Raw genomic sequence first — 12,474 nt, 5'->3', positions numbered from 1 at the left:
TCTGATCCCCTACTACATTTTACTATCGAGATATTTACCTGTTTCTTTGTGGCCAAAGTCAGGAATCATGGTGAAGAATAGCTCGACAATTTGCTCTTTGCTCCATTCACGGTCATTTTTCATAGCAGTGATGTTTCTTTCAAAAAGGTTCAGCTTTTCGTCATCAAATAATGCTTGGTTTTTGATGATGCCTAAGTTCTCAAATCGAGACATATCCAGTGTTTCTTTGTCTGTGAAAAATTCCTCAAAATCCTTTTCTCCCGTCGTATCACTTGCAGTGAAAAGGCAAGGCCACTTGCCCTGCGCTGGTAGAGTTTGGGCTAATTCACGAGCTTCTTCTTCGCTTGTACAAAAGTAGGGTTCATAACCGAGCTGCTCAAGATACTTAATCGCAATATCGGCAAATGAAATCAGGTGAAGCGCTTCACTTAACTTAGGAAAGAAAATATCTCGGTTTTCGCCAAAAATGCATGACATCAAACACAGCTCGCCTGATTCCTGAGGAGTGACAAAGTAACGTTTAATGTCATTTGGCGCCACGATAGGTTGACGTTTCTGAATGCGCTGGTTGAACCCATGCAGCAAAGAACCATCCGAAAACGCTACGTTTGCAAAACGCGCTGTAGAGATTGAGATTTGTTTGCTCTTTCGCATCAGGAACATTTCCATAATGCGTTTTGAAGCCCCCATCATGTTTACAGGGTTTGCCGCCTTATCTGTCGAAACACAGAAATACTTCTGTACACCTGCATCGATAGACTGTTGAATGGTTTTATCAGTATTAAATACATTCACATCTATCATACGCATCAAGGTAAACGGATCCTTTTCGCTGCGAACATGCTTAAGCGCGGAAAGATTTAATACGTAATCATATTTGCCATCAGCTTTAATAAACGCATCATATTCGATAGAACCAATGTCTAGCGCGAATGTTTGAAAATCCCCAGAGATATAGCCAAACGAACTACGAATATCTCGAACCAACTCAACCATATTATTTTCACTGATATCAACAACATGTAACTGCTGAGGATTTCGTTTAAATATCTCTTTCGTTACCGCTTGACCAATAGATCCAGCGCCACCTAACACAAGAAATTTAGAGCTTGAGACAACACGACAAAGTTCTTTTTCATGGCTACTGATATCGCTTGTAAACAAAGCCTCTCTGCGACCAATTAAATCTAATATTGAGTTCATCATTCATCTTTCTCGGTTAACTGTGGTTCGATGTAGTTTTGTGCATATCAAAGCTAACGCCAAACGCTAACAACAATAACAAGACAAGCCATACATACACTTAGAACACATGGAATGGTGAGATGACGATGGCTTTTCATCACAAATGTGCGTTTGGGAATGGAGACAACCATACGGACCAACAGGTAGTTGTAGCCCAATAAGGTTGCGCCAATCATGAACATCCAAGAGGAATTCACATGCGCAGCAGTGGCGTAGATAACCGCCAGTAAATAATTAACTAAGGTCAGCCATGCAACCCAACGTCTTATTTGACGAAGAGTCGCATTGCTGACCTTATGTATGCTTCTAAACAAGTGTTAGAGCCTAATAGGATGTGGGTAGCTGATTGTCTCGAGCGGCTTTTGCGGCCTCTCTTTCCTGACGTTCAATGGTATCCATTACTTTTTTATCTGCCTCTTTACCTGCAGATTCAATCTTAGGTAGGTTCTTATACACTTCACTCAGTTGTTTCTGTGCGCTAGTAGTAAGAACAAACACTTCTATACGTCGGTTATCAGAACTCTTAGGGTCTTCGGGATTGAGTGGCGCAGTGTCTGCCATTCCGGATACCTGAAAGATCTGATCATTAGATACTCCGCCTTGAGTCAAGAAATAACGAGCCTGATTTGCACGGTTTGCAGACAGTTCCCAGTTGGTTGTTTTCGACCCCACGTAGCGACTCGCATCCGTATGACCAGTAATAACCATCGCATTGGTAACACGTTTAAATACTGGCGCTAAGTGCAGTAACAAATCCTGGTAGAACGGCGTCATATTAGCGCCACCACGGTAAAACATCTGCCCTTGCTCGGAGTCACTGATCATGATTTTCAAACCCTGAGGAGTCACCGTAACTTGAACGCTCCCCATACCTTGAATTTCTTCAATATGCTCTTCTATCAAACGTGCAAAAACTTCCAACTCTTGCTGACTGTCTACTTCACCTTCGATCAGAGAAGTATCTTCGATACGATGCATGTCAGATTCATGATTTGATGTAGCTATTTCTTGCAAAGTGATTGGGCTGACTGAGTTACCTAATCCATCGGTTTGCAATTGACCAGTCTGAAAATACTCAACTAGGTCCTGACTATCTTCAGAGTCCATAACAGACAAAAGCCAAAGAATGAGGAACAGACACATCATCGAGATCATCAAGTCAGCCATCGCCACTTTCCAACCGCCATGTGTTAAATCAGAACCTTTACTCTTCTTTTTTTAATAATCGTTACGCCAGCAGTGCTCATAGTAAATTACCTAAGTCCTTCAAGCGCTTGTTCTAGTTCAGTAAAGCTAGGCTTAATATGGCTCTCAATGTGCTTACGACCAGCGTTCACACACATATGTGGAGACAGGTTTTGCAGATAGCCCGTGATGATAGAGCGAATACAGTGAAGCGGTGCTACCTGTTCTTCTGCAATTTCGTGCATCGCGCTGGAAAGAGGGCCAAACATACAGTAACAACCAAAAATACCGGTAAAGGTACCAACCAGTGCGCCAGCAATACTCTGACCGATGATAGTCACATCTGCATCTAGGTTCTGCATGGTTAAGATAATGCCCATTACTGCCGCTAAAATACCTATACCCGGCATCGCTTCCGCCGTCGCATGCAATTTATTACCTGGCTTTTCATACTCTTCCATCAACACTTCGATCTCTTCTTCCAGTGCAGCTTCCAACTCATGTGCTGAGATCTTAGAACTGATAACTTGGCGGAAAGAATCGATAATAAAGTTTAGTGTAATGGAGTCCTTCATTATGGTCGGATACTTGGTGAAGATGCTGCTTGCTTCTGGGTTTTCTACATGAGTATCCAGTGCCTTTAAGTTTTGCATTTTCACTACATTGATCAATTCAAACATCAAAGACAACAGCTCTTGATAATAAGCTTTGGTGTAGATACTTTTACCAATAGTTTGTTTAATCTGAGACATCATTAATTTCAATGTAGGTACCGTGCACGAAATAATCAGACCACCTATAGATGCACCAAAAATAATAACAATTTCAGATATTTTAACAAGCGCGCCTAATCTTCCCCCATGAAGAATAAATGACACACCAATAACTGCTAATATCCCTACGAATGCCAATATTTGCTTCATTCTAAATTCTCTCCGCTCGAGATTTAATTACCTCGACACCTTTATGTTTTAATCGGTGAACTTTAACTTCACTTATTTCTAGAGCGAGTGCGGTTTCCTGAGTACTTAATCCCATTACATACATTAAATACATAACACGCTGAACTTCCTCAGGTAATTTTTCCAACTCTTGTTGAATAAATAATGCCAGCTCTTCTTTATTATCTTCTTCCGAATTATCAACACTGTCATACAGTTCAATATCATCACTTAATACAAGGTCAGACATCGCATCTAGATATTCCTGCGCTGTAATATTAAGTACTTTACAAATTTCATACTGTCTCGGAGTACGGCCAAGTTGCCCCATTAGAGCCGATTCAGCTTTCTTGATATTGTTTGCCAGTGTTCGGTTGTCACGACTTAAATAATCGCGAGAGCGAAGCTCATCTATGATGGCTCCGCGCATTCTTACCGTGACCGACTTAATGAAGTCTTCATTCACAATATGGTCAAATTTACGTAGCTCAGTAACAAACGTTATCAAAGCCGTCTGACGCAGATCTTCTAATGTATCTTCGTCTACTGCTCCTCTGTATCGCTTCAGTGAACGATTGATCAAAGGCAGATTAGAATGAATGGCCGCAGACTCTATAGCATGCCTATGAGCTGTGGGCTGTAATTCCGTCTTTTGGTACGCTTGTTTACCTAGCAACATTTATTGATATACCGCTTTGGTGACTAACACTTCCTTAACTCGCCACTGTTTTTCCTTTTTAAACATGTAATCCAAATCATCTTGAAGATTCAAAATGAACATTTCATCTCGGAAATATTCTGCAGGTTTCAAGCTAAATACTTTCAAGATTTGGTTTTTAATCTTGGGGATATGAGTTTTTAACTCTGCTTCATTACTTTCCGGTGTATATAAGTAAAGATCTAACAACAACAAACTTTGACGCTTAGAGAAAGTGATCGGAATTAACATCCCATGTAATGGCACCTCAACTGTCGGTGTATTCAAGTCAAAGTTCTGCGGTGCATCTTTGATAATTTCCACTTTTTGCTGTTCTGAAGAGTCGCCAGAAAACATGCCACCAACATTAATACCTGCGAAACTTAAACCGATAATTGCGCCAACGGTTAATAATACGGATGCTAATACCGCGATTACAATTTTCATAATATTACGCTCTTGCTAATTCATTGTTGTCGACATCTTGTACCGTATCTAAATCAAGGCCTGCAGAATTCTCTACAACCATAAATTCATCACCTGATACGAAATAGTCCTGCTCTGTGGTTTGTTGCTGATCACCAGAAACAGATACGTCGACATTTAAAAAGTTTTGTTCAACCAGCTCCGCCCTCAGACGATCCGATGTCATCTGAATTGACTCTCGAGTTGTATTGGATGAAGCATTTATTTGAATATGAAGCTTGTCATTATCGAGTTTCACAACCAGCTCGATTTTCCCAAGGTCTGGTGGATCTAAACGAATGGTCGCTGTAGGTGTTTTTGCATTGATCTGCACACTGACTTTATCTGCAATCGTTGCGCTTAAACGCTCACCTAACTCCTGCGCCGAAAGGGATTTATCCATAACTGCTCTAAACTGCAAGTTAGCATTAAGTTCACTACGAGCAGATTGAGAGTGATTATTTAACAGTGCATCAGCGGATACCGTCTGCTCCCTTACCGCAGCAACGTCAATCAACCTGCTATCTACGACGTTTTGTGTGATCAGTGAACCCGTTGCCAATTGATTAGTCGCAACCTGAGCGGTTGTCAGTGAGGCACTGGTACTCATCACGTTTGAAACTGCTGATACGAGAGAGTCTTTGGCTGATGAAGACGCGGATAATGAAGGTCCCTTTGTCGCGTTTGCTAAGTGTGTTGTCGCGACAGCGACTGTCGTCAACGCAACAGAATCGTCACTCATCTCTGCAGTAGCATCGTCTGTTAGCGTTGAAACTAGATCAAGAATGTCACCGGTTTCCGTTGAACCTACGCCCAACTCGAACTCTAAGGTTTCAGAGTCGGTCCCCAAAAGTAAAGCAGCGAAGCTCTGAGTCTCACTGCCTGAAGGAAGGCTACCACCGAATCCCTGCTTGGCATTCAGCACGGAGCCTTCTGCGAGTGTAGTTGTATCTGTAGAACTATGGCTTAAACCATTAATCATAATTATCGACTTAATTGCGTTTTTTGATAGGCAAAGTCTCTTGCCCTATTGTTACCTAAGCTATCCATTTCTGCTTTGACGAGATCCCTTTCATTTTGAATAAACAAAGTAGCCTCTAGGTGAACCTGTTTGAGCTTTGGAAGCACGTCTAGGTTCTCCTCTGCTGTTTGGTCCACAGCAGGTAGATGCTTTTGCAACAGATTTACGCTGCGCTCGATGTTTTCAACGCTGCGCTCATTAAGTGCACGTTGATAAAAAGCCAACAATTTGGTTAATTCTTGCTGATTCATAATCAAATTAGCTCAAAAGCTTCATCGCCCCTTCCCAACCTTCGCGTAAATCCGCGAGTGGTTGTTTCAGGTCTTTGATCACTTGAGTATCTAAATCTTTAGAACCTTTAAATACAGTTGCAATGCTGTGTTCATAAAGATTATGAATGTTTTCAATTAGTTCATTAGGATTGTCCAAATCTAAGGACGCATCTAATGCCATCAGAATGTCGATGGCCTTTTGTGCTGACTTTGATTTCTTTAGGAAATCCTTCTCTTCGATAGCAAACACAATCGTGTCTAGCTCGATAGCTAAGCGGTCATGCAGCATACAAATCAGTTCAAAGGTGTTTGACACTGAAGCATTAGCTTGAATCTGCACATTGCTATATGCCGCTTGTTGTTGATTACCTAGTAACATTGTCTACCTTTAAGCAAATAGTGTTGAAATGGAGTTCATCGAATACATCATGTTGTTTAGGTTCGTAAACTGAGAAAGATAGCGCTTGTAGTACATCTCATATTTCGTATCAAGCTCGTCTAGCTTATCGTTGACGCGATCTTGCTGTAGAGCATTACGGTCTTTTTTCGTTTTTAGAGAACCCGTGTTGTAATCCGCATATTTTTCGATGCTTGATTCCATCGTTTTGAAAAGACCAGCTTCTCCGAGAAACAGCTCTTCCAAATCATAGGTTTCCGAAGCTTCTTTAAACTTCTCTTCATCAAGCTCAAGTTCACCGTCTTTATTAAGAGACAAACCAATTTCAAATAAACTCACACCGTTATATGACGTGCGCATTAGATTCTTAAGCTCATTGGATATGCCGCGAATCTGTCCATCTGAGGCCAAAACACCACGTTCTTCACTTTCGCTACCAGAACGCGTCGCTTCAGAAAGAACCGTTAATGCACTATTAAATGAGGTGATAACTTCGTTCAGTAGTTCAATTGTTGCACCGCTATCAGGACCAATAGAGAAGTTAGTGGTATCATCGCCGACCTTATTTGCCTTGGTGATAGTAATATCCACACCAGCAACGATGTTCTCAAACGTATTGCTGCTGTTTCTTAACTCAATTCCCGACCCTTGTTCACCAAGCCAGATAATTGCATCTCGTCCTTCTTTAACAACATTATTGCTGTTAAACGCACTTGCCATCTCAGTATTAGAACTATTCACGTCCACAATCTCGAATGTGTTTTCCGCACCAGCTTCTTCCGAACTGAACATCAACTTCATTTCGCCACCGGAGCGCACGAGCGATGCATTGACTTTACCGTCTGCCTTTTCATTAAAAAGGTTAACCATTTCTTGGTAAGTAATCGCATCTCCATCACTTTTACTGGGGAAATCGGCATTCACATCAATGGTAAAGTCTTCATCACCTATACGAATAGTAAAAGTGGTGTCGTCCCCAACCGTTGCAAAAGTATCCGATGTACTGGAGCCACTGGTTTCAACAACGACTTGGTGAGCGGCAGCCGTCTGTTCAACAAAAATATCCATACTGATATTTTTTGCATACCCTGCTGCATTTACGCTGAAGTAGTCTTCACTTGTTTGTGTCACTGCACTTTGTGCAAAAGAACCTGTCGGCTTCGTAAATTTGTAAAGCAAGTTATCCAATGCATCTAACGCATTATCAATCTTGCTAAGCATGCTGCTTTGGCTTTGCAACGCAGTCAGCTTTGTTGAATAACGGTTTTGAGCCGAATACACCTCGTAATAGGCGAGTTGGTCAGCATACGATGCTGCATCAATTTGCATTATTGTCTCCAAAAACGGCTCAACCGTTATGACAGATCTTTCTGTTTATATGATAGGGCGTTAGCCAAAGTGGGCATATCTACCCCTGCTGATTCCTATGTAGGATTTAGCTTAGGATAGACACAGCGATGTTAGCGGTAGTTTCTGTACCCGCGAGTTGTTTAGCTCCTGTCGGGTCTAGCATGCTATTTTTTGAAGCCACACTGCTCTGTTCTGCATCTACGCTATTAGTTACTGAGTGGGTACCAAAAGCTTGTTGAAGTTGTGCATCAAGCTTCGAGCGTGTCTTGGCTAATTGGTCCATCAAACCAGCCTCACCAGAAAGGTGCTGTTTGGCTATTAATTTGGAATCGTCGGTGATTTCAATCTTGCTTAGCGTCTCTGCAATTGATGAAATTTCACTGGCATTAAACTTTACCGTTACTTCCCTATCATCAGCCCTAATTGATTTTTGCTCACTGCTTTGCACATCATTCAGCTGTTTGGTTAAATCTTTCAGTTGCGTTCGCAGTTGGGCTACTTTTTCACCGTCTACCGCTTCGTCTTGATCAATTACTTGATTTAGCTGTGAAGCTACGCTTTCCATTTCAGACAAAACGCTCTTAGTATTTTGCATATGAGCTAAAGTGTTTTGCGCTTCTTTCTGTTGGTAAGCAGGTAAATTCGAACGCTCTGCTAAACGGTCAGCAATTTTGATGCTTGTTTCATCGCTATCCTCAACAACAGCATTCACATGTTCATCAATATTATTGACAGCGGTACTAGGCTTATTCATATCCGCAGTTACGGTATTCTGCGTGGTGAGATAAGCCTGATTATTTGAGGGGACAGAAATAATCATGACAATTCCCTTATAAATGGTTAAATCGGTTTTCTACACTTATTTATAACGGCTTATTCAACAGATTTATTTCGTTTAAATCACTCCATTTAGTAGTTAAGGAATATTCCCACATTAAAATGTAATAACACTTAATAAATATTAGAAATATAAAAAAACCAGCGACTCGCGCTGGCTTCTCTATTAAATTTAAAACTAATTCACAATTAGCCTAGCATTGACATTGCTAGTTGTGGAATTGTCTTAGTTGCACTTAGCATTTGTGCACCAGATTGCATTAGCATTTGGTTCTTAGACATGTTACCTGACTCAGATGCGAAGTCTGTGTCCATGATACGACCTTTAGACGCTTCTAGGTTCTCTGTCATGTTTGCTAGGTTGTTGATGTTGTGCTCTAGGTTGTTAATTTGTGCACCGAATGCTGCACGAGACTCACCCACTACATTGATGAAGCCTTCTAGTGCATCCATTGCTGCTGAAGAATTTGCGGTACCTGTATCTAGGTTTCCTGATGCATCATATACACCACCAGATGTGGGAGTACCACTTGCATTATATCCACCAGCACCTGCTTGTAAGCTCAAGTCAGCGAAAGCTGTAAGTGCTGTGTTCAATGAACCTAGGCTTGATGTAACATCAACCACTGTTTGTTCTGCTGTGGTTGAACCAGTTTGGAAAGTAACACCACCACTTGCTGCAAATACGCCAGCTTCAGATAAAACTGTAGCCCCTGAAGTCACTTCAGCACCAAGTAGTTTTTGACCACCGAAGTTGGTGTTTTGTGTCATTTCAGAAAGCTGAGAAGCCAGTGCTTGGAACTCTGAATCAAGTGCTGCACGGTCTGCGTCAGTGTTTGAACCGTTTGCGGCTTGAGTCGCTAGATCGTTCATGCGGTATGCAATGTTTGTCATCTCATCCATTGCTGATTCTGCCGTTTGCATCATTGAAATTGCATCTTGTGAGTTACGTGATGCTACTGACATACCACGAGATTGAAGCTCTAGACGGTTCGCAATTTGAAGGCCCGCTGCATCGTCTGCTGCTGAGTTTACACGGTAACCTGTTGATAGACGCTCCATTGATGTTGAAAGCGCGTTGTTTGTGCTGTTTAGTGTGTTTTGAGTAACTAGGTTAGCGTAGTTAGTGTGTAGTGAAATAGCCATAATGTATACCTCTTAGAAAATTATTTAGATACCTTCGCATCCCATTCACAAATTAGTTACGGCAAACTAATTTTTTTTATTTCAGAAAAATTTCAATTTAGGTAATTAACAGAATATTCCTACACAAAAAATAATTATTCTTACAAGTACCTACCAAAATAATAAACAAGTTATTAATTCCAAGCCGTTATTAGCAACCACTATCTAACGTTTCAATATGTACGTCAGAATATCTTTCAACATCATTAACGACAAAATAGTAAACAACTGCGCAATTAGTGCGAAGAGAGTGACCTTTGGGTAGAAAAGCAAGGGCATAAGCTGTTGTACTAATAGAAAGCAAACGACTAAGTTGTATTTGGTCAATAACGCATACTGCTTCTGTACAGGTGGTATCAAAAAGACTGTTGTTGTTATATGCATTACCTAGATAAGAAAAACTATTGTCCATTAGATGTTCCAACTTATCGTCCCATATTTCATGAGGATAACCGTAGTATGTGCGTATGGAGATTCCGTTGACATCGGTTTCTGTTTTTCTCTGTCCATCAGTGCCTTGAATAACAGATTTAAAATACACGCCGTCAACAACTAACTGTAATGACGCCTTAACACCTTTCATTGCACTGGCTTTTGCATCATCTTGTAAGTTCAGAAAGCGCGGCGCAGCCGTCACACTTAGTATGCCTAAGATAACAATAACGATAACCAACTCAATTAATGTGAAACCCTTTGCCGTTTTCATTCACTCACTCTCAATCAACACACCAAAATAAATGGAGAGCATTTTTACTCTAAGAGCGTTTAAAAATCTTACGGATTAGTTAAAGTCATCCAAAACTTACATCCAATTAGTCTTGGTCAAACCCATTGCTATCCATCATTCCTACTTATAGATACCTTCTTCAGCTAAAAGTCGTGCAAATATAAAGTGACAGCGATATTTGTTTTCAAAAAACATCTTCTATATACGAACATACAATCAGAATTGTCTGATGGTTTTCCCTACTCATAGAAATAAAATGTTAGGTCGTTTATCGATATTTCCCTTGCTACTAATAAGCACGGCGTCAGTCAGATTTTGTGTGGTTGATGATTGATATAAACAATTAAACATCAATACGAAGGTTTTATGAGTACAGAATTTTATAACAGCAACATTGCGATATTAAAGAATCGTTGCCCAGATCTAGCCAATGCTATTGAGCAACACGATATCAGCAACCTAGAATTTGAAGTAATAGAACGCCACTTTGCCACATTGTCAGTCAATGGTATTCAATTAAGCAGTGCTTACGATCCTGTTGAAGAAGCTCTTGCCTACCGCAGTACGACCGATGGAGACACCTATCATATGTGGGGCTTTGGCATAGGTTCTATCCCAGAGGTTTTACTGAATGACAGAAATCTTAAAACAATCCATCTTTATCTTTACAATTTAGATGTAATCAAATTAGTTTTAACTTTAATGGCGAAGCCTTGGCTAGCAGACCCTCGTATTGAGATACATTACGTACACGACGCGATGTCTGATCAAGTTGGTATTTTGAAAAACTTATTTGTTCAAAACTCTTTTGTAATAAATGCAGATTTATACCTAGCAAAAAAAGTTTATCAAATTTAAATTGGCTGATTCATAGAATAGAAAATCGATTAGTGACAGTAAACGTAAGTCGGTCTCAAACAAGTCAAAAGTCTATAGAAAAGTACTTATCTATAGAAAAGGAAAACTACCCTCTACTTAAAAAAATTCCTGTAATCGATCAATTAATAAATAACAATAGATTTAACAATGTATTATGTGTCGGTGCGGGGCCATCTCTAGATGCTCAAATTGAGGATGTACTCAAACTTGTAAATTCGCCAAATCGACCATTAATTATAGCGCCATCAACAGCCTTAAACGCTTTACTAAAACACGCTATAGAACCTGATATCGTCGCAATGATAGATATTCATATAAAAGCGGAAAGCATCCCGTTTGATAAAGTGAAAAATTCTGTATTTGTTGGGAGCTCTAGAGTTGAGAAAGCGATTTGGGAGCAATGGAAAGGTAAACAGTACTACTTCCATTTAGTCGATGAAACGTTTGATAGAATAAGTGAAAAGCTGCCATCTAGATATCGACTTAATATCTTCGGTTCTGTAATACATCCAATGACACACTTAGCAATACTCTTTGGAGCTAAAACCATTCGTTTTGTAGGTTGTGATTTTGGTTTCCCTAGGGGTGTTCAACATGCATCCACAAACGACAATTATCAAATTGATATGAATGTCAGTGTAGAAAATGGTCATGGTGAATTAATAAAATCATCTCACGCCTACCGGATGTTTTGCTCTGGTATCGAAAACATAATATCGCAACGTAAAGATATTGATTTCATTAATATGAGTCGTATCGGGGCTAAAATAATAGGAACGCGCTATGAAGACGAGACCTTTTAAATGAAAATGAATAGCTTTGATATTGAAACAACATTAAAACAAGTGGCTCACGCATACTACTCAAATGACCACAGTCTAGGTGGATATTTACTTAATGGTTGCTTACGTCGTTTATCTCTTCTTCCTTTGAATGCTAGCCAGGCTTCATATCTAACAGATATGATTAACAAGTTAGGAGATACTGTTAATCGACACGATTACACAGGTTTAGCAGACGTTATTCACTTTGAACTTATTCAAAACTTTCCAGATTTTGATTCTTTGTCAGCACAAGATAATCAAAACTCTATACCTGAAAGTTAATCTTTTCTGCATCATAAATAAATTAGGTTGTTGAAAGCAAAATCAGCAACCTAGTTTTATTTCAATCCTTGTTAAACAATTCCCTTCCCCTCTAAATGCTCTGTGGACAAATTCTCGCAGCCCCCTACAGGCATTATCGGAAATGTCTGATAGTTTGCGTTCACCAA

Annotated in this window: 16 protein-coding genes; 3 read left to right on the top strand and 13 right to left on the bottom strand. The window is 40.1% G+C overall.

Going from position 1 to position 12,474, the window contains the following annotated elements; all coding sequences use genetic code 11:
* Window positions 1-12: 12 nt before the first annotated feature.
* The 13 genes from P4S58_RS05195 to P4S58_RS05135 all read right to left on the bottom strand — a co-directional run bounded on the left by P4S58_RS05195 (window position 13) and on the right by P4S58_RS05135 (window position 10,301).
* Complete coding sequence (locus tag P4S58_RS05195; protein WP_102968818.1) at window positions 13-1,203, bottom strand: UDP-N-acetylglucosamine 4,6-dehydratase; 1,191 nt, start codon at window positions 1,201-1,203, stop codon at window positions 13-15.
* 53 nt (window positions 1,204-1,256) lie between these two features.
* Complete coding sequence (locus tag P4S58_RS05190) at window positions 1,257-1,559, bottom strand: hypothetical protein (protein WP_146029100.1); 303 nt, start codon at window positions 1,557-1,559, stop codon at window positions 1,257-1,259.
* Between the two features lie 10 nt (window positions 1,560-1,569).
* A complete protein-coding gene (locus P4S58_RS05185; protein ID WP_337163074.1) occupies window positions 1,570-2,412 on the bottom strand; it encodes an OmpA family protein in 843 nt (280 codons plus the stop codon).
* Between the two features lie 86 nt (window positions 2,413-2,498).
* Window positions 2,499-3,353, bottom strand: a complete 855-nt coding sequence (gene motA / locus P4S58_RS05180) for a flagellar motor stator protein MotA (protein ID WP_102968817.1) — start codon at window positions 3,351-3,353, stop codon at window positions 2,499-2,501.
* A gap of 1 nt (window position 3,354) precedes the next feature.
* A complete protein-coding gene (locus tag P4S58_RS05175) occupies window positions 3,355-4,050 on the bottom strand; it encodes a sigma-70 family RNA polymerase sigma factor (protein ID WP_102968816.1) in 696 nt (231 codons plus the stop codon).
* Window positions 4,051-4,515, bottom strand: coding sequence for a flagellar basal body-associated FliL family protein (locus P4S58_RS05170; RefSeq protein ID WP_102967158.1), 465 nt, complete (start codon window positions 4,513-4,515; stop codon window positions 4,051-4,053).
* 4 nt (window positions 4,516-4,519) lie between these two features.
* A complete protein-coding gene (locus tag P4S58_RS05165) occupies window positions 4,520-5,515 on the bottom strand; it encodes a flagellar hook-length control protein FliK (protein ID WP_102968815.1) in 996 nt (331 codons plus the stop codon).
* A 2-nt stretch (window positions 5,516-5,517) separates the two neighbouring features.
* Entirely contained in the window at window positions 5,518-5,805 is a 288-nt protein-coding gene (locus P4S58_RS05160; protein WP_102968814.1) for a hypothetical protein, read from the bottom strand.
* A gap of 7 nt (window positions 5,806-5,812) precedes the next feature.
* On the bottom strand, window positions 5,813-6,205 hold the full coding sequence (locus tag P4S58_RS05155; RefSeq protein ID WP_102967161.1) for a flagellar export chaperone FliS: 393 nt from the start codon (window positions 6,203-6,205) through the stop codon (window positions 5,813-5,815).
* A 9-nt stretch (window positions 6,206-6,214) separates the two neighbouring features.
* Window positions 6,215-7,552, bottom strand: coding sequence for a flagellar filament capping protein FliD (fliD, locus tag P4S58_RS05150; RefSeq protein ID WP_102968813.1), 1,338 nt, complete (start codon window positions 7,550-7,552; stop codon window positions 6,215-6,217).
* Window positions 7,553-7,658: 106 nt separating this feature from the next.
* Window positions 7,659-8,393 (bottom strand): hypothetical protein, encoded by a 735-nt coding sequence (locus tag P4S58_RS05145; protein ID WP_102968812.1) that lies wholly within the window; start codon window positions 8,391-8,393, stop codon window positions 7,659-7,661.
* 206 nt (window positions 8,394-8,599) lie between these two features.
* Window positions 8,600-9,556, bottom strand: coding sequence for a flagellin N-terminal helical domain-containing protein (locus tag P4S58_RS05140; RefSeq protein ID WP_102968811.1), 957 nt, complete (start codon window positions 9,554-9,556; stop codon window positions 8,600-8,602).
* A 190-nt stretch (window positions 9,557-9,746) separates the two neighbouring features.
* Window positions 9,747-10,301: a type II secretion system protein gene (locus P4S58_RS05135; protein WP_102968810.1), complete on the bottom strand. Its 555-nt coding sequence runs from the start codon at window positions 10,299-10,301 to the stop codon at window positions 9,747-9,749.
* A gap of 387 nt (window positions 10,302-10,688) precedes the next feature.
* Here P4S58_RS05135 and P4S58_RS05130 point away from each other — a divergent pair, with 387 nt between their 5' ends.
* Genes P4S58_RS05130 through P4S58_RS05120 form a run of 3 tightly spaced genes read left to right on the top strand, consistent with a single transcriptional unit; the run spans window position 10,689 to window position 12,307 of the window.
* The gene (locus tag P4S58_RS05130) at window positions 10,689-11,180 is read left to right on the top strand and encodes a hypothetical protein (RefSeq protein WP_337163067.1); all 492 of its coding nucleotides are present in this window, start codon (window positions 10,689-10,691) and stop codon (window positions 11,178-11,180) included.
* Window positions 11,181-11,212: 32 nt separating this feature from the next.
* On the top strand, window positions 11,213-12,004 hold the full coding sequence (locus tag P4S58_RS05125) for a 6-hydroxymethylpterin diphosphokinase MptE-like protein (protein WP_337163066.1): 792 nt from the start codon (window positions 11,213-11,215) through the stop codon (window positions 12,002-12,004).
* Window positions 12,005-12,307 carry a hypothetical protein gene (locus tag P4S58_RS05120; protein ID WP_102968808.1) on the top strand — a complete coding sequence of 101 codons (303 nt, stop codon included), beginning with the start codon at window positions 12,005-12,007 and terminating at the stop codon, window positions 12,305-12,307.
* Window positions 12,308-12,474: the final 167 nt, after the last annotated feature.

The sequence above is a fragment of the Vibrio sp. Hal054 genome, assembly GCF_037162405.1.
GTDB lineage: Bacteria > Pseudomonadota > Gammaproteobacteria > Enterobacterales > Vibrionaceae > Vibrio > Vibrio diazotrophicus.
This window is presented reverse-complemented; position numbering and strand designations above follow the sequence as displayed.